General features: G+C 57.9%; 18 protein-coding genes and 1 pseudogene. 8 read left to right on the top strand and 11 right to left on the bottom strand.

The features are described 5' to 3' along the window. Nucleotides 1–16 precede the first annotated feature (16 nt). The 3 genes from BF12_RS0103645 to BF12_RS0103635 form a co-directional block, all read right to left on the bottom strand. Nucleotides 17–799, bottom strand: a complete 783-nt coding sequence (locus BF12_RS0103645) for a sulfite exporter TauE/SafE family protein (protein ID WP_024951085.1) — start codon at nucleotides 797–799, stop codon at nucleotides 17–19. 87 nt (nucleotides 800–886) lie between these two features. Continuing rightward, on the bottom strand, nucleotides 887–2,173 hold the full coding sequence (locus BF12_RS0103640; RefSeq protein WP_084487958.1) for a response regulator: 1,287 nt from the start codon (nucleotides 2,171–2,173) through the stop codon (nucleotides 887–889). Continuing rightward, entirely contained in the window at nucleotides 2,107–3,720 is a 1,614-nt protein-coding gene (locus BF12_RS0103635; protein WP_156941125.1) for a PAS domain-containing protein, read from the bottom strand. The genes BF12_RS0103640 and BF12_RS0103635 overlap by 67 nt, the downstream gene beginning before the upstream one ends. A gap of 233 nt (nucleotides 3,721–3,953) precedes the next feature. Here BF12_RS0103635 and BF12_RS0103630 point away from each other — a divergent pair, with 233 nt between their 5' ends. After that, nucleotides 3,954–4,844 carry an NRDE family protein gene (locus BF12_RS0103630; protein WP_024951082.1) on the top strand — a complete coding sequence of 297 codons (891 nt, stop codon included), beginning with the start codon at nucleotides 3,954–3,956 and terminating at the stop codon, nucleotides 4,842–4,844. A 61-nt stretch (nucleotides 4,845–4,905) separates the two neighbouring features. Here the strand turns inward: BF12_RS0103630 and ptsP are convergent, their stop codons facing one another. Together ptsP and BF12_RS18550 are read right to left on the bottom strand one after the other, a co-directional pair. Further along, nucleotides 4,906–7,203, bottom strand: a complete 2,298-nt coding sequence (gene ptsP, locus BF12_RS0103625; protein WP_024951081.1) for a phosphoenolpyruvate--protein phosphotransferase — start codon at nucleotides 7,201–7,203, stop codon at nucleotides 4,906–4,908. Nucleotides 7,204–7,369: 166 nt separating this feature from the next. Next, nucleotides 7,370–7,843: pseudogene (locus BF12_RS18550) on the bottom strand (RNA pyrophosphohydrolase); the annotation flags it as partial. A gap of 260 nt (nucleotides 7,844–8,103) precedes the next feature. On the opposite strand from BF12_RS18550, the gene BF12_RS0103615 reads away from it, so the two are divergent. Then, nucleotides 8,104–8,763, top strand: coding sequence for a histidinol-phosphatase (locus BF12_RS0103615; RefSeq protein ID WP_024951079.1), 660 nt, complete (start codon nucleotides 8,104–8,106; stop codon nucleotides 8,761–8,763). A 256-nt stretch (nucleotides 8,764–9,019) separates the two neighbouring features. Then, nucleotides 9,020–10,411, top strand: coding sequence for an FAD-dependent oxidoreductase (locus BF12_RS0103610; RefSeq protein ID WP_024951078.1), 1,392 nt, complete (start codon nucleotides 9,020–9,022; stop codon nucleotides 10,409–10,411). Between the two features lie 111 nt (nucleotides 10,412–10,522). On the opposite strand, the gene rsd is transcribed toward BF12_RS0103610, so the two are convergent. The 6 genes from rsd to BF12_RS0103580 form a co-directional block, all read right to left on the bottom strand. Then, a complete protein-coding gene (gene rsd / locus BF12_RS0103605) occupies nucleotides 10,523–11,020 on the bottom strand; it encodes a sigma D regulator (protein WP_024951077.1) in 498 nt (165 codons plus the stop codon). Between the two features lie 127 nt (nucleotides 11,021–11,147). Further along, the gene (locus tag BF12_RS0103600; protein WP_084487957.1) at nucleotides 11,148–11,699 is read right to left on the bottom strand and encodes a disulfide bond formation protein B; all 552 of its coding nucleotides are present in this window, start codon (nucleotides 11,697–11,699) and stop codon (nucleotides 11,148–11,150) included. A 236-nt stretch (nucleotides 11,700–11,935) separates the two neighbouring features. Then, entirely contained in the window at nucleotides 11,936–13,534 is a 1,599-nt protein-coding gene (gene gshA / locus BF12_RS18545; protein WP_084487956.1) for a glutamate--cysteine ligase, read from the bottom strand. Between the two features lie 163 nt (nucleotides 13,535–13,697). Then, nucleotides 13,698–16,121, bottom strand: a complete 2,424-nt coding sequence (locus BF12_RS0103590) for a Tex family protein (RefSeq protein ID WP_024951075.1) — start codon at nucleotides 16,119–16,121, stop codon at nucleotides 13,698–13,700. A gap of 155 nt (nucleotides 16,122–16,276) precedes the next feature. Further along, nucleotides 16,277–16,774: a peptide-methionine (R)-S-oxide reductase MsrB gene (msrB, locus tag BF12_RS0103585; RefSeq protein ID WP_024951074.1), complete on the bottom strand. Its 498-nt coding sequence runs from the start codon at nucleotides 16,772–16,774 to the stop codon at nucleotides 16,277–16,279. A gap of 232 nt (nucleotides 16,775–17,006) precedes the next feature. After that, nucleotides 17,007–17,768, bottom strand: coding sequence for an SDR family oxidoreductase (locus tag BF12_RS0103580; RefSeq protein ID WP_024951073.1), 762 nt, complete (start codon nucleotides 17,766–17,768; stop codon nucleotides 17,007–17,009). Between the two features lie 455 nt (nucleotides 17,769–18,223). Between BF12_RS0103580 and BF12_RS0103570 the strand changes: the two genes are divergently transcribed. The 5 genes from BF12_RS0103570 to BF12_RS0103540 all read left to right on the top strand — a co-directional run bounded on the left by BF12_RS0103570 (nucleotide 18,224) and on the right by BF12_RS0103540 (nucleotide 22,710). After that, complete coding sequence (locus BF12_RS0103570; protein ID WP_024951072.1) at nucleotides 18,224–18,784, top strand: FxsA family protein; 561 nt, start codon at nucleotides 18,224–18,226, stop codon at nucleotides 18,782–18,784. Nucleotides 18,785–19,300: 516 nt separating this feature from the next. Continuing rightward, complete coding sequence (locus BF12_RS0103555; RefSeq protein WP_024951071.1) at nucleotides 19,301–19,594, top strand: co-chaperone GroES; 294 nt, start codon at nucleotides 19,301–19,303, stop codon at nucleotides 19,592–19,594. A 56-nt stretch (nucleotides 19,595–19,650) separates the two neighbouring features. Beyond that, the gene (gene groL, locus BF12_RS0103550) at nucleotides 19,651–21,291 is read left to right on the top strand and encodes a chaperonin GroEL (protein ID WP_024951070.1); all 1,641 of its coding nucleotides are present in this window, start codon (nucleotides 19,651–19,653) and stop codon (nucleotides 21,289–21,291) included. A gap of 195 nt (nucleotides 21,292–21,486) precedes the next feature. Next, nucleotides 21,487–22,305, top strand: coding sequence for an RNA methyltransferase (locus tag BF12_RS0103545; protein ID WP_024951069.1), 819 nt, complete (start codon nucleotides 21,487–21,489; stop codon nucleotides 22,303–22,305). A 201-nt stretch (nucleotides 22,306–22,506) separates the two neighbouring features. Then, complete coding sequence (locus BF12_RS0103540) at nucleotides 22,507–22,710, top strand: hypothetical protein (RefSeq protein WP_024951068.1); 204 nt, start codon at nucleotides 22,507–22,509, stop codon at nucleotides 22,708–22,710. Nucleotides 22,711–22,855: the final 145 nt, after the last annotated feature.

Here is a 22,855-nt window from a genome sequence, read left to right as displayed (position 1 = left end):
CGACAGTGTCAGTCAATTAGCCGAACAGAAAGCGCAAGCCGACAACGGCCAGAATCAGCGCAAACATTCGCCTAAGCAATAATACGGGTAGCGCATGTGCCAGACGCGCACCGACGCGTGCAAAGGGCACCGAGACCAGCACGATCCCGAGCCATGCGCCCCAGTGAACGTATCCGAGGGTGTGCTCAGGCAAGCCTGGTGCCTGCCAGCCCACTACGATATTGGTCAGCGCTGCCACCAGTGCTATCGGAAATCCTGCAGCGGCGGCCGTGCCTACCGCTTCGGTCATGCGTGCCTGCCAACTCGTCAACATCGGCACCATCACTGTCCCACCACCAATACCAAACAGCGCTGACACCACGCCAACCGAGCCACCACCGACAAACTGGCCAATCCGTCCAGGCGCCTGCGCCATCTGGCCAATGCGCAGATTCAATCCCATCTTGAGTGCTACCAGCAACACAAAGCATCCAAACAACAGCTCAAGCACTTCACCGCTCAGCGCACTGGCCAGCACCACACCCAGCCCCGTGCCGATCATCAGTCCTGGCAGTAATCGCTTGAGCCAGTCCAGCCGTACGGCACCTCGTTCATGATGTGCACGCGCCGATGAAAGAGAGGTCACCACGATGGTGGCCAGTGAAGTGCCGATAGCCAAATGCATCAGCACGTCAGGCGCGACGCCCTGCAACACAAAGGCCGCTGCCAGTACTGGCACAATGATCAACCCACCACCAATACCGAACAGCCCGGCAATCAAACCTGCCACTGCCCCCAGCAAGGGATACCACCACCACATGTTCAGCTCCTCATATTCGTCAGGTCACTATCCACACCTCTGGTCGTGACACTCTTCAGGCTGCTTGGCAGGCGTAGCATTCTGCTCTTACTGTCGCGGTGAAGCATCTTCATCCGGAGGAGTCTCACTGCCAGGCGATGCCAATGCGATAGGCGGTGTCAGCACTACATCCGGCAACCACATGTGTACCTTGTCGATCAGCGCCTGAGGGCGATAAGGCTTACCGAGGTAATCATCCAACCCCGCTGAGAAGAAGCGCTCGCGATCTGTCTCACTCGCATTGGCAGTCAGCGCAATGATGACACTGCGACGATCGCTGCCAGCCACTACCTCCCGTTCACGCCAGTACTGCGTAACGCTGACACCATCCATGCCCGGCATGAAGATATCCATGAACACCAGCGCATAGAAATGCTGCGTACGAGCCGTCAATGCCTCTTCACCACTACTGACGGTATCCACCGTAAGGCCCTGGCGTCCAAGCACAGTGCGCGCCAGCATGGCATTCACTGGCCCATCATCGACTACGAGTATGCGTACCTCGGCGGGATTACCCGGCCATGTCAGTGGCAGCAGAATTTCCAGCGCTTCATCTTCGCCAAGGTTTATCTGGCGATAACTGCCGCCCAGTTCATCAACAAGACGCCGCGCCATGATGAGACAGGAAGGCGCCTTGCGTCCGATATCGAGTCCACAGTGAGCACTAAATTCCAATCTCAGACAGCATTGTGTCGCTTGACCCAACGGCTCTGCCTGGTCGACAGACGGCTGATCGGAGGACTGGCGAGATACCAGCACGCCATGCGGTTGCTCAATCACCTCGACAAACAATCGATGATGGCCGGCATTCTGACGACGGCAACCATCGTCTGACAGATGCTCGAAAAGCTGTGCAAGGCGCCGTACATCACCTTTCAAAGTGTCAGGTAACGACCCCAGCTGCCATTCAAACGGTGAGCCACTATCGTGATAGCGCTGCTGCATATCATCCAGTAACGCGCTGAATGTCGTGGCAGGAGAGAAAGGGTTTTCCTCAAGCGGCGTGCGCACCACTTCATCACGCTCAGTCAGGGCATCCAGCAGCTGTGCCACGCTATCGAGGCGTCCTTGCAACAGGCTCAGTTCAGCATCTTCAAGGTGGCGCTCGCGGCGCAACTGACCCAGCTTACGCACCAGTCCTTGCAGCGGCGGCGTCAGCTCGGCATGCAACATGTCGAGATAGTCGCTCTTGAGGCGTGCCTCTTCACGGGCCCGATCACGCGCGACCAATAGCTGCTGGCTGGCCTGATCATGCTCCGACTCATCAATCATGACTCCCAGCACTTGGGCAGGGTCATTATTGAAGCGACACAATTCCAGTCGAATACGGCGCATGCGCCTTCGGCATCATGTACGCGCAACTCGCGGCTACTGGGCACGTTGGGATTGGGTTCCAGCATCAGAAGGCTGCCGACCGAGCGACCCAATGCTTCGTGCAGCACCAAGCCAAACATCTTTTCAAAGGCCGGATTCGCCATGGCCAACAAGCCGTGACGCATCACGAAGGCTGGCAGTGGCAAGGTATCCAACTCATGACCACGTCCTCGCCGCAGTAGCGCCACTGCCGCCCGGTGACGCCGTAGCAGGTCATCAGCAGGATTCCACTGACGCCTTGAAGTCGGATACTCCTCCATGATTTCGCCACATTCGAGACGCTCACTCTGCCTCGCCAGCCACTCCAGTGGCTGCCCAAGACGCTGATACAGTCGACGCAAACGCCATTGCAAAATCAGCATGCTGACAGCAAACACCAGCAACAAGGCGCCGAGGCTCCCCATCAACAAGGCCTTCAAGGGGATCTCGCTTGGCACTTCGAGGCGTGTCTTGGCGATCAGGCGCCAGCCATTGATTGTTAGCGTGTCCCACACCACCACATCTCCGCGATCTCCCTGCAGACTCACGCCGCGCAATCCAGAATCCAGTACGCTCGCGACCTCGGCAGGCAACTGCCGTGGCTGACTATCGCTGGTGTTGGTACTCGCCGCCCATACATCGAGTCCGTTGCCGACCAGCCAATAGGATTCTGCTCGTCCATGCCCGGGCAGCACCAATCGTGACTCCATCTGCGGCAGAGCCAGATCGAGCCCCACACGCGCTTTTTCACCGCTATTGAGCGTGACTTCCACTAGCGCCGTGATCTGTGTCAGTCCCGCTGGCCCAGGGTGCGGTGGCAGCCAGACCACGCTGGGTGCACCACTGTCCATACTTCGAGACAGCTGACGCACCGTCTCGGGCAGCACTCCGGTATAAGGCATGTGCTTGGCACCCGGCGCGAAAACGTCCAGAACATTAAACCAGGGGTACAGCATGACCATGCTGTTATCGAGGCTGACAAATAAGCGTGAGATTAGCGGGTCTGATGAGTAGAGATCCGACAGTAACCACTGCATCTGCATCAACCGCTGCCCGGCTTCACGATCATTCTCGGTCAATGCACGGTGGAATTCGCCATAAAGTGCGGCGCCTCCACGAGTAATCGGCCGAAACAGCTGGCCCTGTTCAGTCAACGTGAACTGGCTCAAGGGGCCATCATCGGCCCCTTCGCCAAAATCAAGATGCCGTCGAGTGTAACGAGCGAGAATCTGTAGCCTGCGCTGCTGGGTCTCGAGACGCTCGCTGACTAACGCCGTGGCCAATGCATGCTGCTGACGCAACCCGCTCAATGCCGTATCCAGGGCGCCGTGACGCGCGCTATCCCAAATCACGATGGCACCAACCAGACAGCTGAGGGCTACCACCAGCTCCGCTAGCAATAGCGGACCAACGGTCAGACGAATCATTTGCCGCCAAACCTTATCCATTCCGCTGGCAGAACGCTCGCCATGGGTGCCGGATGACGGCTTAGCTGGTGACTCGACAGGAGGAACACGGCGCGAGAACATGATCTAAAAGCATCCTGTAGGTGAAGCCGTCGGTATGGAGTCAATGGTGGTGTTGCAGAGCGTGTCGCTTCATTGCCAAGTCACCATGACCGGATCTCGACTCCAACGACCGGCAGACACAAGTCGTCGAGAGAAAACAGCAGCATACGCAAGCCGCTGGCAGGCGTCATGCGACGCGTACATTACTCATCTCTGTATTTGACCCTGATATCCCTTGTCGACGGAGTCGCGATATGTGCCTGATGGCGTTTGACTGGCAGCCGATGGCTGCACAAGGCGAGTGCCTGATTCTGATTGGTAATCGGGATGAATTTCATCACCGCGCCACCACTGGCCTATGTCATTGGCCAGACGACACTCTGTGTGGCGGACGTGATTTGGTCGCGGGAGGTGGCTGGCTGGTCATGCATCGTAGTGGTGCACTGGCCACGCTGACCAACGTCCGTCAGCTGGACCGTCAATCACCCGCTGCCAGGCATAGCCGGGGACGACTAGTCACGGCGGCTGTGCGGCAAGCGATTCCTGGCGCTCCTGGCTTGGCACTGAAAGACTGGCTTGAAGCACTGGTGACAGGAAAGGCTGTCTCGGCGGCATTGGAAGCGAATGATGCGCAGCAACGCTTCTCCATGACATTGGCCGAGCTGGACTGGTGCAATCTACTGGTCTGCGATGGTCATACTCTCTGGCAGCTGCATCATGGCCCTGAAGGTAGCCAACTAATGTGTCTGCCAGCGGGTATCCATAGCCTTTCCAACGGGCATCCTGACACCGCGTGGCCCAAGCAACAGCGACTCAGCCAACGATTGGCTGAACTCAAGGCACGCAAGGCGCACGTCAGTGACAAGGAGTATCTGGATATTCTGAAGGATGAATGGCGCCCGGCTACCGCATTACTGCCAGCCACAGGCTTGGACTGTGCACGAGAAGCACTGCTCTCCAGTCCCTTTATCACCAGTCCTGAATACGGCACGCGTGCCGCGACCCTGGTGCGCTGGCAGCGTGATGGCACTCAGCAAAGCCTCAAACTTCACGAGCGCCGCTTCAGTCCCGACGGTGACTGCGTTGCCAGCCGTATAGGCATTTCAAATCACTCTGACGCGACACAGGGCTGGCAACTGAGCTGAAGCAACGAGGAGCTGGATTGCTGAGCGACCAAACCGCCGAGGCATCGAGTCGCCGAAACGGTCAGGCTGAACTAGCGGCAGTCGGAATGACCGGTGCATGGTCGCGGGGCGGCAGAAGGTGTGCCAAGTCCCACGACTGCAAACGGCTTAGCAACAGTGCATGCACCTCACCCGCCGTCGGCTGGCACAACACCTCGCTGACCAGTCCTTGAGCGGCGGTCAGCGAGACGCGCCGGATGGCAGCCCTCACGCGGGGCAAGCTGGGCGCGTTCATCGACAGACTCTCGAACCCCATACCGAGCAACAACAATGCTCCCGCCGGATCACCCGCCAATTCACCGCAGACACTGACCGGCACGCCAAGGCGCAGGGAATCCTCCGCGAGACGCGCCAACGCCCTCAGTACCGCCGGATGACAGGCATCATACAGACTGGCCACACGCGGGTTATTGCGATCAACCGCCAGCAGATACTGGGTCAGATCATTGGAGCCTACCGAGAAGAAATCGACGCGAGTGGCCAGTGCCTCCAGCTGATAAAGCGCCGCGGGCACCTCGATCATCACCCCGACGCTCGGCCGCGAGACATTGACACCATCTTCTCCCAGCTCGATCAGAGCACGATTGATCAGCGCCAGCGTGGCATCTACCTCTTCTATCCCTGAAATCATCGGTAGCATGATACGTAAGTTGTCGAGACCTTCGGCGGCTCTCAGCATGGCCCTCAACTGCACCATCAACACTTCGGGGTGATCCAGCGTGACACGGATACCACGCCAGCCAAGGAAGGGATTAGCCTCCTTGATCGGAAAATACGGCAAATCCTTGTCACCACCGATATCCAACGTGCGCATGGTCACGGGCAGTGGTGCAAAGCCGCTCAGCTGTTCACGGTACAGACGCGCCTGCTCCTGCTCACTGGGAAAGCGGTCACTCATCATGAAAGGCACTTCGGTGCGATACAGGCCCACTCCACCGACACGCGTCTTGAGCGAGGCCACGACATCCAGCGCAAGACCGGTATTCACCATCAATGGCATGACATGGCCGTCAGGCGTCACACTCGGTAAATCCTGCTCTTGCTCCAGCAGCGCACTCAAGGCATGTTCCTCCTCGATCTGCCGTGAATAGTGGGCGCTGAGTTCTGCTCCCGGACGTACCACCAATCGGCCGCGGTGGCCATCAAGAATGACCGGCGCACCGCCGAGCCGCGATAATGGTAGATCCACCATCCCCAGCACGGTGGGAATGCCCATCGCGCGCGCCAGGATGGCGACATGCGAGGTGCTGGAGCCACTGACCGCGACTAGCCCCTTGAGGCGCTCGCGAGGGACTTCTCCCAAGGTGGCCGGGCTGATCTCGTGCCCGATCAGGATGGTGTTTTCGGGATACTCGATCGGACCGCTGTCACCTTCTTCCTGAAGGTGTGACAACACGCGCCGCCCAAGATCACGAATATCCGCCGCGCGTTCGCGTAAATAATCATCATCGACACGCTCGAGATACTGAACATGTCGACGCACGATATCGGCTAGCGCAGCAGGAGCCCACTGCCCTTCACGAATGCGTTTCTCGACTTCCTGGCCAAGCGCTGCATCTCCCAGCATCTGCTGGTAAACCTCGAACAGCGCATGTTCCTGAGTGGAGATCCGGCTGGCGAGACGCTCCGCCGCAACGCGGATTTCCTCGCGCACCGCGTTGATCGCCTCCTTGAGGCGCGCGATCTCGAAATCGATATCGGTAGGAATCAGGTCTGGCACGGAATCCAGATCAGCCGGAGGCGACAGAACAAACGCCTTGCCGATGACCACTCCGGGAGAACCAGCCACGCCAGAGAAAATCGCCTGGCCACTCGTGCCCGCCAGCTTGCCCAGCGCACCCGTGGCCAGCGCATGCGCCAACACACCCGCCAACTGTGCTCCCAGCGTGACGAGAAACGCTTCCTCACCCTCATCAAAGCGACGCTTTTCGTGTTGCTGAACCACCAGCACACCCAGCACTCTGCGCTGATGGATGATGGGCACCCCGAGAAAGCTGGAGAAGCGCTCTTCGCCGGTTTCCTCGAAATAACGAAACTGGGGGTGTGCGGGGGCATCCTCGAGATTAAGCGGCTCCTCGCGCAGCGCCACCATACCGACCAACCCTTCACCGCGCGCCAGGCTAACCTGCCCTACTGAAGAAGAGCGCAGCCCTATGGTGTCCTTGAGCACGAAGCGATCGGTCTCAGGGGCCAATAGATAGACAGAACAGACGTCCGTCTTCATGGCCTTGCGAATACGCAGCACCATCGTCGCCAGCGCCGCGTCCAAAGAACGCGCGCCATTGACCTCCTGAACAATACGACGCAGTACCTCGAGCATGGGGGGCGCCCTTTGCAAGTGATGAAGCCCGGGCTCAGCCGGGAGAGTGGCGGTCGTACCCAGCGGCGGAGTCCGGCGCGCTGTCACATGGGCCGCGTGAATCACGTGAGTCGCGAGAGAAAGCCTCCTCCGGCGCCATGGGTATCATGTCATGCTCGGTATCTACCAGTCGCTGCAAACGAGGCGCCAGCTCACGTAGAGCGCGTCGATAGACCTCTCGCTTGAAAGCGACCACCTGTCCTAATGGATACCAGTAGCTTACCCAGCGCCAGCCATCGAATTCTGGCTTGGGCGTCTTATCTACACTTACGCGGCTATCCTGGCAGCGAATCTGTAGCAGGAACCACTTTTGCTTCTGACCAATACAGATTGGTCGGGAGTGCGTTCTAACCATGCGTCTGGGTAACCGGTAGCGCAGCCATCCTCGAGTGCAGGCCAGTATCTCGACATCTTCAGCTTTCAGGCCGATCTCTTCTTCGAGTTCGCGATACAACGCCTGTTGCGGTGTCTCGTTTGGCTTGATGCCCCCTTGAGGAAACTGCCACGCATTCTGTCCTACCCGGCGCGCCCAGAGCAGCTGGCCCTCACAGTTGGCAATGATGATGCCAACGTTGGGGCGAAAGCCGTCAGCGTCGATCACGGATGTCACCTTTGATTCGTTAATTGAAACCATTCTTCCACAAAGGCTGAAAGCGCTTCAATACACGGTTTGGCGGTGTGAAAGCCGGAGCACGTCTGCAATAATCGCATCTACCATCGTATTGCAGTGCAACACAGTCGCCGAAAAAACATCCTCGGCCTCCGTACACCCGCGTAAACACTGGGCTGGCACCATGCCACGCCAGATTGTCTGCGTCTGTTGCCCGCCGTTTACAGGCTGGGCAGAGCAAGGAGTTTTCCGTGAGTCTGGCCATCTTTGATCTCGACAATACCCTGATCGCCGGGGACAGTGATCATGCCTGGGGCGAATTTCTGGTCGAGCAGGGCGCTGTCGACGCCAAAATATACCGTGAAGCCAACGAGCGCTATTTCCAGCTTTACCAAAGCGGCGAGCTGGATATTCACGAATACCTGGCCTTCTCACTCAAGCCATTGGCCGAGAATAGCCCTGAACAACTCGCCGCTTGGCATCAGCAATTCATGGCTGCCAAGATCGAGCCGATCATCTTGCCACGCGCCGAAGAGCTACTGGCTCGCCATCGCGCCCGCGGCGACACGCTCCTGATCATCACAGCAACCAACCGCTTCATTACTGCGCCGATCGCCGAGCGCCTTGGCGTGGATGAACTGATCGCCATCGAGCCCGAAGTCATTGACGGGCGCTATACCGGCCGAGTCAGCGGTGTTCCCAGCTTTCAGGCGGGCAAGGTGACGCGTCTCGAGGAATGGCTGTCCGAACGTGACCATACACTCGACGGCAGCACCTTCTACAGCGACTCAATCAATGATTTACCGCTACTCGAGCGTGTCGATACTGCCATCGCAGTAGACCCAGATGAGCAACTACGCGCTGCGGCCCAAGAGCGCAACTGGCGAATCATCTCGCTAAGAGATCAATAACCTACTGTTTAATATGGATTTTATAGACATATAAGGCGATACAGACTCAGCTATAAGGTTTTCATGTGGTTACAAGCCTTCACCATAAAGTCGACCTTATTTGCTAAATCATTTCGCTGCAGATGTGTCTATAATGTTTATCCATCGAACCGTCGAGCCTGACGGGGCACATGTTGCCCTGCCACGGCAGGACGGCCCCCGGTAGCCCGGTCGGGCTTCGGGGGATGTCCCTCACCAACCTTGAGCGTGAGCAGCCATGTCCTCAACGACATACGATGTCCTGATTGTAGGTGGCGGCGTGTCCGGCACCGCCCTTCTCTATGAACTCGCCCGCTATACCGATCTCAAATCGGTTGGACTTGTGGAAAAATACGACCACGTCGCGATCGTCAACTCGCACGGCCGTAACAACTCCCAGACCATTCACTGCGGCGATATCGAGACCAACTACACGGTCGAGAAGGCGCGCGTGACCAAGCGCACCGCAGGGATGGTGGTCAATTTCTCCACCAAGCTTGCTGCTGAAAAGCGCGACCATATCGTCTACAAGTACCCGAAAATGGTACTGGCGGTCGGGGCCAAGGAATGCCAGTTCCTGCGCAAGCGCTTCGATACCTTCAAAGAACTGTTCCCGAACCTCAAACTACTTGAGCGCGACGATATCGCCGTGCAGGAACCGAAGGTGGTCGAGGGTCGTCGTCCGGACGAGGAAATCGTCGCACTGGGCTCTACCGACGAATATACCGCCGTCAACTACACCACACTGTCTGAAGCCTTCGTCAGCGAAGGTGAGAAAGCAGCGGCAGACAAGGGCATGAACTTCGATGTACGCCTGTCTACCGCAGTGGAAGACATCCGCAAGGAAGGCGATGTCTACAAGGTCAAGACCGACAAGGGCGAACTCACCGCACGTTACGTCGTCGTCAGCGCCGGTGGCCACTCTCTGCTGTTCGCGCACAAGATGGGCTACGGGCTGGACAAGTCATGCCTGCCGATGGCGGGCTCCTTCTACTTCACACCGAAGGTGCTCAACGGCAAGGTCTATACCATCCAGAACGAGAACCTGCCGTTTGCTGCCGTCCATGGTGACCCGGATGTGCTGGTAGAAGGCAAGACTCGCTTCGGGCCGACCGCCTTGATGCTGCCGCTGCTTGAGCGCTACAACGGCAAGACCTTCTGGGAGTTTCTCAAGGTGCTGCGTTTGGACCGTAACGTCGTCAAGGCCCTATGGGACCTGATGAAGGTGCGCGACATTCGCAACTACATCTTCAAGAACTTCATGTTTGAAGTGCCAATACTGCGTGAGCGCCTGTTCCACGGCGACATCAAGAAGATCGTACCGAGCCTGGAAGTCAAGGATGTCAGCTTCGCCAAGGGCTTCGGTGGCGTTCGCCCGCAGTTGATCGACAAGAGCAAGCAGAAGCTTGTCATGGGCGAAGCCAAGATCAACCCGGGCACCGGTATCGTCTTCAACATGACGCCGTCACCGGGGGGTACCAGCTGCTTGGGCAATGCCGAGAAGGACATGTTCCTCGCCCAGGAATTCCTGGGCTTCAATATCGACATGGAAGCCTTCGAGCGCGACCTGCTGACCGGCGAAATCGAGCTGACCGAGCTTGAACGTCCGGAAGCCTCCTCGCTGATGTAACTGTAGCTAGCGTTCGTCACGATGAGCACCATAAAAAAACCGCCAGCAAATGCTGGCGGTTTTTTTATAACTGCAAGGTGCGCGCGAGACGCATGGCGCTGCGTATTGATGTCAGGCCACTGGCTGCTGACGCGTCTGGCATGCCGGTTCGTGTACAGCGTGCAGACGCTGAATCAGTTGGTCTTCCAGCGCGAAGCGCTCAGTCAGACCTTCCTGCAGTCGTGCCAGCCATTCCGGCAGACGTGCACGATAGTGCTGACAACGGGTCGGGCTAGAGAAATCCTCATCGAAGGACAGTACCAGCTCAGTGGAAGGCTCAAGACGCAGCATCAGCTTGTCAGCCACTGCCAGCGCATTCGTATCCTCAAACACGCGCCCCTCTTCCTTGAGCTGAGGATAAACCTCGAAATGTCCTGCCGAGATGTAATCCATCAACAGCTCAATGAAGCGATTGACGCGCGTCATGTCCAGCTGATCAAGATCACTCACACAAGCCTCGTGCAGGTCCATGAAGCTGACCAGCATTTCGCGGCGCTGGTCCAGCCAGCGATCTATCAGCTGATGAACGCCACGAAAGCGTTCCGCCGCAGTGGTGCATTCCTCCAGCATGGGCGCCTCCTCTGGCATAACCCGATCAGGATAGGCCTGCCGCTCTCGGCCAGACCCGCTGCCAACCCACTATCCTCTATGCATTCAGCGCTGCCAACCCCCCACCATGATGTCAGGGTGTGTGGCTTCAACGGCGAAAGCTGCTCCACAGCATCGCCAGCGGCACCAGTGCTAATCCGCAGAAGCCCATCAGCGACCATTCGGGAATCGACAGCCCAAGTAGCTGACCACTGATTTGAGCGCATTCCCCGGAAGCATTCAACACCTGGGTAATCACATCCCAGACCGGCAACACTTCCAGCATGTAGTTCAGGCCCGGGCCACAGCTCGGCACTTGGTCCGGCGGCAGCGACTGCAACCAGACATGGCGGCCTGCCAGCACGATAGCGCCGATAGTCCCCGCGAGGGCACCTAGCGCGTAGATACGTGTGCCGATACGCCCGGGGCCATGCAATGCCCCCAGCAGGAAGAATGCGCCCGCGACGGCCACTGCAACGCGCTGGAAAATACACAGCGAACACGGCGCCATTCCAAAGGCAAACTGCAGCACGAAGGCGACACCGAGCAGCAACGCGCACCCCAGCGCCCCCAGCAGGCACCACTGACGCCCGTTCCAATGTGCCAGGCCTCCCTTGCTACCCGCCGCCTGCTGCCCTGAATCATGTTCCGTCTGTGCCATTTGCTGTCCTTGCTTGTCTGGACTCCGTCAGGAGTCGTGATGAATAAGAGAGAAACGAGAGATCTGATCAGTGTATCGGGACATTCTCAAGGCTGGATACGCTACCGGCGCTCCAAAAGAAGGCGCCGGTAGCGGTACGTCCATGACCTGACACCAAGTCATGCCACCATCAACAGATACACCCCATCATGCCTTGGCCTGATGACCTGAACATGAATTGGCGTTGCGCCTGATAATCAAGCGGGTTGCGTGGCGTGAGCAGAGGCAAAGTACTCGGCCATGAAGGTATCGAAGTCCTGATGGTCACCTGCCTCGATATCCCCCTGCTGCTGCAGGGAGGTCTCAACCAGCTGGTCCAGCAGATAACCGCGCGCGCGCTCCATTGGCTCAGCCTTGAATTGCTCGGCCTGACCGCGCGCCAGCCCCATCACCTCATCGACGAAATTGCTGCCATTGTCGATCATGCTGGTCAGCAAGCGACCAGAGGGCGTGCTGTCCGGTTGATCGAAGCGCGGCGCCAGTGCCGCGAGAGCATCACGGTGCGCACTACCCGCCTTGTCATCGCCATCCAACAGGCCAGCGACTTCACCCAGCTCATCCATCACGTTGGCGGCAATCTCACGCAGCTTGCGCTCCTCGCCCTTGACGTTGAGAGTCAACGACGGATCACGACCCGCCTCGACAACACGACGCTTGCTGTTATCGAGATTCGCGCACTCTTCATCATCGATCCACGGACTTTCCGTCAGCAAACACCAGATGAGGAAGGTATCGAGGAAACGAATCTGAGTCTCATCGATGCCCAACGGCAGAAACGGGTTGAGATCCAGACAACGTACTTCGATGTACTCGACGCCACGCCCTTCCAACGCCTGACTCGGTGTCTCGTTCTGCTTGGTGACACGCTTGGGACGAATATCCGAGTAATATTCGTTCTCGATCTGAAGAATACTGCTGGAGAGCTGCGACCAGCTGCCATCTGTCTGCTTCACTCCCAGCTTCTCGTAATCCTTCCACGGCGTGACGATGGCGTGACGCAGCGTCCCGACGAAGTTGTCCAGAGAGTTGAAGCAGATCTTGAGCTGAGCCTGCACCTTGTTTTGATACCCGAGATCAGACATCCGCAAGCTGGTCGCGTATGCCGAGACCAGACTGCGGTCCGCCTGACGCTTGAGGCGATCATCGTTACCGCCATCGAGGAAACTCTCGTCAACCCCCGGTGAAGCACCAAACAGATAGAGCAGAATCCAGCTATGACGGCGGAAGTTGCGTATCAACTCGAAGTAGCGACGCGAGCGAAAATCACGTGCATCCTCCCCCTCTGCACCTTCAAGGCGCTGTAGCAGCACCCAGAAATCATCCGGCAACGAGAAGTTGTAATGAATTCCGGCAATGGACTGCATGATGCGTCCGTAGCGGACATCCAGACCCTTGCGGTAGATATGTTTCATGGTGCCGCTATTGGAGGTGCCGTAGTCGGCAATCGGCACACTGTCGTTACCATTCAGACGCGGCGGCATGCTCGCTGGCCAGATCAGCTCATCACCCAGATTGCGGTAACTGAAGCGATGCAGGTCCGCCAGAAACTCCAGCGAATCCTTCGGGCGGGTAAACACTGGCGTGATGTATTCGAGCAATGACTCAGAATAATCCGTGGTGATATACGGGTGAGTCAGCTTGGAGCCTAGTGCACGCGGATGCGAAGTCTGGCTGATCTGACCGTCAGCGTTGACCCGCAAGCCTTCCTTCTCGATACCACGACGCAGGCGCCCGAAGAGTCCCTGACGGGCGGGGGCCTTTAGTCGCGCAATGGCGGACGCGAGTTGCTCGGACAAGGTATTAACCCTTTCGCATGGGGAGAAGCCCAGCCTCTCCGGTCGAATTGGATGACCATGGCTCGCGTCATGCGCTGTATGCCATGCAAGACGCGAACGGCAGTCACCGTTCGCGTCTGTCAGTATGCCCACATTATGGGCGCGTAAAAAATGCTTTCAAGGCTTATGATTTCGGTTTGCGAGCATTGAGCAGTGCGGCAGCCATTGCATTGTTGGCTGGTGCTGCTCCGCCACCAGCCTGATTACCGCCTGCATTTCCGCTGCGATTCTGGCCACCAGTCGTTTGGCGCCCACGACTACCATTTGCTCCATCCCCTCCACGACGCCCTTCGTTACGGGATTCCTTGCTGCCTGGGGTATCACTCATGCGCATGCTCAATGCGATACGGGCACGCGGAATATCGACTTCCATCACCTTGACGGTGACGATGTCACCCGCCTTGACCACTTCACGTGGGTCAGAGACAAACTTCTCGGATAGCGCCGAAATATGCACCAGTCCATCCTGATGCACACCGATGTCGATGAAGGCTCCAAAGTGAGTCACGTTGGTCACGACGCCCTCGAGCTTCATGCCTGGTTCAAGATCTTTAAGCTTCTCGACACCTTCCTTGAACTCGGCGAAGCGGAATTCTGGACGCGGATCACGTCCCGGCTTGTCTAGCTCACGCAGAATATCGGTCACTGTCGGCAGGCCGAAATTTTCATCGATGAATTCAGCAGGCTTCACGGTTCGCAGGAAGGTGCTATCGCCCAGCAGGCTGGGCAGCTCACGGCCATGCGCCCTGGCGATACGCTCGACCAGCGGGTAGGCCTCAGGGTGAACGGCGCTGGCATCCAGCGGGTTCTCACCCTCGGCGATACGCAGGAAGCCGGCACACTGTTCAAACGTACGCGGCCCGAGGCGGCTCACCTTCAGCAGCTCCTTGCGTGAGCTGAAGCGGCCATTGGCATCTCGATGCGCAACGATATTCTCGGCCAACGTGATATTGAGTCCCGCTACACGCGACAGTAATGCGCTGGACGCCATGTTGAGATCCACCCCAACCCCATTCACGCAATCCTCGACGACCGCTTCCAGACTACGTCCCAACTGCACTTGGCTGACATCATGCTGATACTGGCCGACCCCGATGGACTTGGGCTCAATCTTGACCAGCTCACCGAGTGGGTCCTGCAAGCGGCGTGCGATGGAGACCGCGCCACGAATGGTCACATCCAGATCCGGGAACTCGCGCGCGGCATATTCCGAGGCGGAGTAGATGGACGCCCCTGCCTCGTTGACCATCACCTTCTGCAGGCGCCGCCCGGCGAGACGCGTCAATACATCCGCCGCCAGCTTGTCGGTCTCACGAGAGGCAGTACCGTTGCCGATGGCAAGCAGTTCAACATCATGGCGCTCAACCAAACGCACCAACTCAGCCACTGAGGCATCCCAACGATTGTGTGGTGGATGCGGATAGATAGTCGCCTGATCCACATACTTACCGGTGGCATCAACAACGGCGATCTTGACGCCGGTACGCAGGCCGGGGTCTAGCCCCATCGTCGCCTTGGGGCCCGCTGGCGCGGCCAGCAACAAGTCCTTGAGGTTATCGGCAAAGACCTGAATGGCTTCAAGTTCAGCGCGTTCACGCAGGCGACCGACCAACTCACTTTCCAGATGGGTATAGAGCTTGACGCGCCAGGTCCAGCGCACCACCTCTTTCAGCCAACGATCTGCTGCACGCCCGTGATCTTCGATAGTGAAGTGATGCGCAATAGCACCCTCCATCGGGTGGCGCGGCAGCTCATCTTCATCCGGCAACTTGAGTGCCAGGCTCAATATGCCTTCGTTACGCCCACGCAGCATGGCCAGCGCACGATGTGACGGTGCCTTGTGCAGCGCCTCATCATGCTCAAAGTAATCAGAGAACTTGGCGCCCTCCTGCTCCTTACCCTTCATCATGCGTGCGCTAAGGATACCGTCATCCCACAACCGCTGACGCAGACGCCCGACCAGTGCGGCATCTTCCGCGAAGCGTTCCATCAGAACCTGCTTGGCACCGTCCAGCGCGGCCTTGGTATCAGCGACGTCTTTCCCTGCATCAACATACCTTGCGGCTTGCGCTTCGGGGTCAAGCGTCGGATCTGCCAACAGTGCATCAGCCAACGGCTCAAGCCCTGCCTCACGTGCAATCTGGGCCTTGGTGCGACGCTTCTTGCGATAAGGCAGATAGAGATCTTCCAGCCGCTGCTTGCTATCAGCTGCCAGGATATCGCGCTCCAGCACCGCATCCAGCTTGTTCTGCTCAGCAATGGACTCCAATACCACCTGACGGCGGTCTTCCAGCTCACGCAGATAGCGCAGCCGCTCTTCCAGAAGACGCATCTGGGTGTCATCAAGCCCGCCAGTCGCTTCTTTGCGGTAGCGAGAGATGAACGGCACGGTGGCACCGCCATCCAGCAGCTCGACAGTGGCACTGATCTGTTCTTCACGTACGCCAAGCTCGCCGGCCAGCGCTTGCTGGATACGACGGGCAGTGGTGGCAGGTGAAAGCGTCGGTGCAGGGCGGGAGGTAGTGGCGTCAGTAACGGTAGCGTCCATGAAACGTCGGTCCCTTCACAGCAGGATTCATTCGGCAAAAATGCAGACGGCCCGGTCGTCGAATCGACCGGGCCGTCTGCATCACGATGCTGTCACGTTACCACAAAGCGCCAATATTGCTTTAGCCACACACTCAGCGAGCGATTGGCATCGGATCAGGCCGGCACGAAACGCAGCGCTACGCCATTATTGCACCAGCGCAGCCCTGTCGGCTTCGGGCCGTCGTCAAAGACATGACCTTGATGGCCACCGCAACGTGCACAGTGATATTCGGTACGCGGCCACACCAGGCCGTAGTCAGTCTTACTCAATAGATGACCATCAATATGAGTAAAGAAACTCGGCCAGCCGGTGCCCGATTCAAACTTGGCCGCGGACGTGAATAACGCGAGATCACAGCCGGCGCAATGGTATTCGCCCTCACGGTGCTCATTGTTGAGGGCACTGGAGCCTGAACGCTCAGTGCCCTCTTCACGCAGCACCCGATACTGCTCGGCACTCAAGCGCGAACGCCACTCTTCGTCACTCAGCGACAGCTCGGTGATATCGGCCGAGCGCTCGAGCTCAGGGTCAGGGCGTGCGGCTGCCAATTTCGGCAGCGCCAGCATCGCTCCCCCTCCCAGTATCAGCCCCATGAATTGGCGACGTTGCATGACGAGACTCCTTGTACGAAATGAACCGTGATACTCACCATACGCATTACAGCACTTTTCGGATGCATGACCGACCTCATCGTCCATCAAGCGCAATCATCTCAGCTGATGAAAGCATTGAGATGAGCTACACCGAAAACCCAAAAGCTCCACGACCATGGAGGGTCGTGGAGGCTTTCAGATACCGCACTTTCGATTCATGTACCACGCAAAGCAGCCAGAATCGTGACGATCAGATGCGTAGACCGCCATCACACTCAATCACACGACCGGTGAAGTAGTCATTATCAAAGATGAACGCCACGCTGCTCGCAATATCTTCCGGACGCCCCAAGTCCCGCATCGGAATACCACTCTTGATCTTGTCGAGCATCTCCGGCTTCATGCCAGCCGTCATCTCGGTGGCAATGAAGCCCGGCGCCACGGCCCCGACACGTATCTTGTAACGCGCCAGTTCCTTGGCCCAGGTCACGCTCATGGCCGCCACACCGGCCTTGGCAGCAGTGTAGTTACTCTGCCCCATGTTACCGGCACGTGAAATGCTGGAGATATTGACAATCACGCCCGGCTGGCCGGCTTCGATCATCTGACTGGCGGCCTCACGGGTGCACAGAAAAACGCCCGTCAGGTTGACATCAATCACCTGCTGCCAGCTCGACAACGACATTGTCTTTTCCACCACTCCGTCACGTGCCTTGATCAGCAGACCATCGCGAGTGATGCCAGCATTATTGACTAGCCCGCTTACCGGCCCCAAAGACCCCTTGATGGCCGAAAAGGCCGCCGTCACAGACGTCTCATCAGCCACATTGGCCACGAATCCCTGTGCCTTGACCCCTGCCGCCTCCAGACTCGCGACAGCGTCATCCAGTGCGCCTTGCTCAATATCCAGTAGTGCCAACAAGGCACCCTTGTTGCCCAAGTATCGCGCCATCGCCAGGCCCAACCCACGTGCACCGCCTGTAATCGCGATGACCTTGTCGTTAAGCTCCATTTCTCCTCTCCCCTGATTAGCTATCGACATGTCCAATGTGACTGCCGAAGGTGATCGCCGCATGCCGTGCGATGATCACATTGAGTGTCGATTGTCCCGAAATCATAAACGTGATCAATTTCGCCAATAATCACATGGTGCAGTGCAACAGGTTGGCGCGTGTCGTGCCTCAACGCTTGAAAAACTGACCAACGAAGAGACTCACTTTTCTCAACGTTGTGCCCTCGTCACGCTATTGGCACGCGCTCGTCACTCCATGCCGAGAGTGACACCAGGATATTTATGGTGCACCGCAGCATAGCATGGCACCCCACACCCTACTGCGCCAGCGTAGACCGCACTGAGCTCATCCTTATCAGGCCAGTAACCGCATTCTGCGACTGTTCCCCGCTCGGCGGCTGGTTTACCCTTATGGGATTGGCATGCACTGCCGCTTACGTGATCCGGGAGACATAATGCCCATACTGCTAGTGATTACCCTGTTCGGGTTGCTGGACTTTGTAGTGCTGTTCAGCCTCGGCAGCCAGATTGGACTATTACCCACGCTTGCCATGGTACTGATTACCGGTGCCGTCGGTTTGCACCTGATAAAGCGTGAAGGACGCGCCACGCTGATGCGCGCGCAAGAGCGTCTGCAACGCGGGGAAATGCCGTCTGGTGAGCTGATGGAAGGCGCAGCTCTCATCTTTGGTGGTGCGTTATTGATGGCGCCAGGCTTTCTGTCTGATGCACTCGGGCTGCTCTGCTTGCTACCCGCCTCGCGAAGCCTGCTGACACGCAGTTTGAGCGGTAATAGCCCGCTGGCGCGTTTCTTCAAGAAACGCTTCAAGGCATCGCGTCCGTCACAACAGACACATGCCAGCAGCTGGGGAGCGTCAGCAAGCGACTCCAGTGGCAGCACGTCTCATACAGAGCATGACAATCAGCGTACCGGCGACCAGCAAGGCCAAAAACACCACAGCGACGGCCAACCACTGGAAGGCGATTACATCAGCCGTGACGAGCCCCGCCTCTGATCCACTGCCAGTGCCTCTGGCCGTCTGCGAAATGATGCCAGTTCCAATGCCGATCTCGCCTCCCAAGCGAGCGAGCTTGTCTCATGACGACTTCTACCAATGCCCTCTATCACCAGTGCAGATTAACGCTGCGCTGGTGATTTATGATGCAGTCGTGAACGGCATGATCGGCGACTGACTCTTGTACCAATGGACATTCTCTGCGCAGCACATCTGAATGATGTGATGGCTGCGCTCAGATACACTCAAGTCCTTGATTCATCATGAAGACCCACCTGATATTGTGTCGTCCTGCCAGGTGTGTAGCTTTTGTGCGACGCAGTAAACCTTCGAGTTTGAATTTTTTTTATGATCGCCTACTTGAAAGCTGTCATCTCGCCACCATAAATGCGAAGCATGGATAACGGCCAAGCCTTGGCGGCGTGGCTGAACACTCGGTAGGCAACCCCATTGAACGTCAGATTGTCCGGCAAAGACCGGCTGCTGACGGGATTTACCATCAGGAGAACGTGAGCAATGAACATCCGTCCCTTGCACGATCGCGTCATAGTCCGTCGCGTGGAAGAAGAACAGAAGACTGCAGGTGGCATCGTTCTGCCCGGCAGCGCCCAAGAAAAGCCGACCCGTGGCGAAATCCTCGCTGCCGGTAACGGTCGCATCCTCGAAAACGGTGAAGTTCGCCCGCTAGACGTTAAAGTCGGCGACACCGTGATCTTCAAGGATGGCTACGGCGTCGAGAAGCAGAAAATCGACGGCGAAGAGGTGCTGATCATGAGCGAGAGCGACATCCTCGCCGTGGTGGAAGGCTGATTTCCGGCGTTTCCGGTTCAAACGCTTCGACTTACTGATTAAAGGTAGAGATAACAATGGCTGCAAAAGACGTTCGTTTCTCCGATGATGCCCGCAAGCGCATGGCGCGTGGTGTCAATGTCCTGGCTGATGCCGTCAAGACCACCCTCGGCCCGAAGGGTCGTAACGTGGTACTGGAAAAGTCCTTCGGTTCACCGACCGTGACCAAGGATGGCGTGTCTGTTGCCAAGGAAATCGAGCTGAAGGATCGCTTCGAGAACATGGGCGCACAGATGGTCAAGGAAGTCGCTTCCAAGACCTCTGACGTCGCAGGCGACGGTACTACCACTGCAACAGTGCTGGCTCAGTCCATCGTCAACGAAGGCCTGAAAGGCGTGATCGCCGGCATGAACCCGATGGATCTCAAGCGTGGCATCGACAAGGCTGTTATCGAAGCCGTCAAAGCCGTGCGTGCGCTGGCTGTGCCGTGCACCGACACCAAGGCCATCGCTCAGGTCGGTACCATCTCCGCCAACGGCGATGCGCGTATCGGCGAGATCATCGCTGAAGCGATGGAGAAAGTCGGCAAGGAAGGCGTCATCACTGTTGATGAAGGCCGTGGCTTTGAAGACGAGCTGGAAGTGGTCGAAGGCATGCAGTTCGACCGTGGCTACCTGTCTCCGTACTTTGTCACCAATCAGGACACCATGACGGTCGAGCTCGAAGACCCGTACATCCTGCTGGTTGACAAGAAAATCTCCAACATCCGCGAGCTGCTGCCGGTGCTGGAAGGTGTTGCCAAGTCTGGCAAGCCGCTGGCGATCGTCGCTGAAGACATCGAAGGCGAAGCGCTGGCGACTCTCGTCGTCAACACCATGCGCGGTATCGTCAAGGTTGCTGCCGTCAAGGCGCCGGGCTTCGGTGATCGCCGCAAAGCCATGCTGCAGGACATCGCTGTTCTGACTGGCGGCACCGTGATTTCCGAAGAAGTCGGCCTCAGCCTCGAGCAAGCCAACCTGGATCATCTGGGCACCGCCAAGCGTGTGACCATGTCCAAGGAAAACACCACCATCATCGATGGCGCCGGCAACGAAGGCGATATCGAAGCACGTGTTTCCCAGATCCGCGCTCAGATCGAGGACACCTCCTCTGATTATGACCGCGAGAAGCTGCAGGAGCGTGTCGCCAAGCTGGCCGGTGGCGTTGCCGTCATCCGCGTCGGTGCTGCTACCGAAGTCGAGATGAAAGAGAAGAAAGCCCGCGTCGAAGATGCGCTGCACTCCACTCGTGCCGCTGTCGAAGAAGGCGTCGTGCCTGGTGGCGGTACCGCACTCGTGCGTATCCTGAACCAGCTCGTCGATCTCAAGGGCGACAACGAAGACCAGACTCACGGTATTGCCATCGCGCTGCGCGCCATGGAAGCACCGCTGCGTCAGATCGTTGCCAACGCTGGTGAAGAAGCCTCTGTCGTGCTCAACAACGTCAAGGCTGGCGAAGGTAACTACGGTTACAACGCTGCCACTGGCGAATACGGCGACATGTTTGCCATGGGCGTGCTGGACCCGGCCAAGGTCACGCGTACTGCACTGCAGTCCGCAGCTTCCATCGGTGGCCTGATGATCACCACCGAGTGCATGATCGCTGAAGACCCGGAAGACAAGTCTTCTGGCGGCGGCGGTGACATGGGCGGAATGGGTGGTATGGGCGGCATGATGTAAGCCAGCTCTACCCCTCGACGTATTCGTCGTGGATCGAACCGCTCCTGCGCAAGCAGGGGCGGTTTTTTTGTGCCTGTCATCCCCTCCTCATGTGGCCTGACGCATTCCTCGCGCCGCGCTACACTAGATGCCTTTTTTCCGGCACCGCGCCACATGGTCACTGCCGACCGATCACTGCTCGCCCAGGATTTCCCCATGACAGACACTCCTACCTCTCCTCAGGCCACCACCCTCCTCGACAATCTGCGCGTCGTGCTGGTACAGACCTTCCACCCCGGTAATATCGGCGCCACAGCACGTGCCATTCTGACCATGGGCATCAAGGATTTGGTGCTGGTCAATCCGCGCTGCTTCCCTGATGAAGAGGCGACGCGCATGGCCAGCGGCGCATCTGAACTATTGGAGAACGCACGTGTCGTCGAAAGCCTTGAGGAAGCGGTCAGCGATTGCCAGCTGGTCATCGGGGCCAGCGCTCGCCTGAGAAGCTTACCGCTGCCACACTTCGATGAGCCGCGCGAGATGGCCACACAAGCTATCGATACCGCGCGCGACGGCAAAGTCGCACTGGTCTTCGGGCGCGAGCGTTTCGGCCTCACCAACGAGGAAATCGCCTGCTGCACGCACCAGGTGTCGATTCCCACCAATCCGGCCTACGGCATTCTGAACGTCTCTCAGGCGGTCCAAGTGCTAGTACACGAATGCCGCAGTGCATGGCGCCTGACAATCTCAGACACGCAGGAGCAGCCTACTGCGCGCCGTGAGGACGACCAGTTACCAACCCGTGAACAGTTGGGCTACTTCCATGAGCACCTCGGCCGCGCACTGCGTGGCTCCGGCTTCCTCAATCAACCGCACTCACAGACCGAAGAACGTCTGCGCGCCCTGTTTTCACGTGCTGAGCCGACGCGTCGTGAGCTATCAATCCTACGCGGAATGCTGGCTAACCTGGAGCGTCAGACCGCCGCGGCGCAGGATAACGACAGAAACGAAATCACGTCCGACAGCAACGATTGAGTCGAGAGCGCAATGTCATCTTCCTGACACGGATCAGGGCGCAGTCTTGAGACTCCGCTACGCTAGATGGGCAGTAACCTCTAGCTGAAGAAGTGACAGGTAAAGGCTCCCGAGCATGCAGGCACACGCGGCGTGCCAAGGCATAAGAGAAGAGCCAACCCTGATCCTACTCGTGTACACAAGATTCACGGAGCGCCTCACATGACTCAGAAAGCCACACACACCAGCCATACCGAACATCTCACTGAAGAGATAAAGCATCTTGAAGGGCGTCTTCAGCAGACAGATCCAAACCAGGATCCGACGCTGTATCGCAGCCTGTATTGCATGATTTCTCTGCGTCAGATGCAGATAATGGCCTATGCCAGCTCCCAGGCCGAGCAGCAGCGACGTCATGTTGGCTAGCACATGCTAGCTAGTCCACGCTGGAATCCGTGGAGTAGACACAAAAAAACCGCCACCCCTTGGGGTGGCGGTTTTTTTCGTTCCTGCATGTGGCCAAGGCCTCATGCAGGATACCGATTCGGAGACAGAGGTGCGCTAGACAACG

The organism is Cobetia crustatorum (assembly GCF_000591415.1).
Lineage (GTDB): Bacteria > Pseudomonadota > Gammaproteobacteria > Pseudomonadales > Halomonadaceae > Cobetia > Cobetia crustatorum.
This window is presented reverse-complemented; position numbering and strand designations above follow the sequence as displayed.

What these genes read in the sequence shown, in the direction of transcription:
- BF12_RS0103645 (WP_024951085.1), bottom strand. Translation starts at nt 799, where the DNA reads ATGTGGTGGTGGTATCCCTTGCTGGGGGCAGTGGCAGGTTTGATTGCC.
- BF12_RS0103640 (WP_084487958.1), bottom strand. Translation starts at nt 2,173, where the DNA reads ATGCGCCGTATTCGACTGGAATTGTGTCGCTTCAATAATGACCCTGCC.
- BF12_RS0103635 (WP_156941125.1), bottom strand. Translation starts at nt 3,720, where the DNA reads ATGTTCTCGCGCCGTGTTCCTCCTGTCGAGTCACCAGCTAAGCCGTCA.
- BF12_RS0103630 (WP_024951082.1), top strand. Translation starts at nt 3,954, where the DNA reads ATGTGCCTGATGGCGTTTGACTGGCAGCCGATGGCTGCACAAGGCGAG.
- ptsP (WP_024951081.1), bottom strand. Translation starts at nt 7,203, where the DNA reads ATGCTCGAGGTACTGCGTCGTATTGTTCAGGAGGTCAATGGCGCGCGT.
- BF12_RS0103610 (WP_024951078.1), top strand. Translation starts at nt 9,020, where the DNA reads ATGTCCTCAACGACATACGATGTCCTGATTGTAGGTGGCGGCGTGTCC.
- rsd (WP_024951077.1), bottom strand. Translation starts at nt 11,020, where the DNA reads ATGCTGGAGGAATGCACCACTGCGGCGGAACGCTTTCGTGGCGTTCAT.
- BF12_RS0103600 (WP_084487957.1), bottom strand. Translation starts at nt 11,699, where the DNA reads ATGGCACAGACGGAACATGATTCAGGGCAGCAGGCGGCGGGTAGCAAG.
- BF12_RS0103590 (WP_024951075.1), bottom strand. Translation starts at nt 16,121, where the DNA reads ATGGACGCTACCGTTACTGACGCCACTACCTCCCGCCCTGCACCGACG.
- msrB (WP_024951074.1), bottom strand. Translation starts at nt 16,774, where the DNA reads ATGCAACGTCGCCAATTCATGGGGCTGATACTGGGAGGGGGAGCGATG.
- BF12_RS0103580 (WP_024951073.1), bottom strand. Translation starts at nt 17,768, where the DNA reads ATGGAGCTTAACGACAAGGTCATCGCGATTACAGGCGGTGCACGTGGG.
- BF12_RS0103570 (WP_024951072.1), top strand. Translation starts at nt 18,224, where the DNA reads ATGCCCATACTGCTAGTGATTACCCTGTTCGGGTTGCTGGACTTTGTA.
- BF12_RS0103555 (WP_024951071.1), top strand. Translation starts at nt 19,301, where the DNA reads ATGAACATCCGTCCCTTGCACGATCGCGTCATAGTCCGTCGCGTGGAA.
- groL (WP_024951070.1), top strand. Translation starts at nt 19,651, where the DNA reads ATGGCTGCAAAAGACGTTCGTTTCTCCGATGATGCCCGCAAGCGCATG.
- BF12_RS0103545 (WP_024951069.1), top strand. Translation starts at nt 21,487, where the DNA reads ATGACAGACACTCCTACCTCTCCTCAGGCCACCACCCTCCTCGACAAT.
- BF12_RS0103540 (WP_024951068.1), top strand. Translation starts at nt 22,507, where the DNA reads ATGACTCAGAAAGCCACACACACCAGCCATACCGAACATCTCACTGAA.